Raw genomic sequence first — 309 nt, 5'->3', positions numbered from 1 at the left:
GCCGAGTCCGGCGCCTAGGTGTTCATGGTCCCGATGCTGACGGGGGAGTACTATGCGATCTAGAACGTCTTCATTGACGGTAGGGAGTTCAAGATCAGCCTGCGGGAGCTTCTGGTGCTGGAGCCGCTGGACGCTGTGGCATGGACCAGTGCCCGCAACGGTTACACCAGCAAGGTGTTCGAGGTGTCGGGCAAGGTCGATGACCAGCGCACGCTGCTCCAGCGGATATCACTGCGCGAGCGCGACGCTGCCGATGTTCTCTGGTCACCGGGCGACCTGTTGCCCAGCAGCCCTGTCCCTGTCGGCACG

At 63.1% G+C, this 309-nt stretch carries 1 protein-coding gene; it reads left to right on the top strand.

What is annotated here, in order from left to right:
* Positions 1 to 114 precede the first annotated feature (114 nt).
* A partial coding sequence (locus tag Q5762_RS37760; RefSeq protein WP_315896833.1) for a hypothetical protein occupies positions 115 to 309 on the top strand: 195 nt, incomplete at its 3' end.

The sequence above is a fragment of the Streptomyces sp. P9(2023) genome (genome assembly GCF_032436795.1).
Lineage (GTDB): Bacteria > Actinomycetota > Actinomycetes > Streptomycetales > Streptomycetaceae > Streptomyces.
Note: the sequence above shows the minus strand (reverse complement) of the source record. Positions and strands in the feature narration are given on the sequence as shown.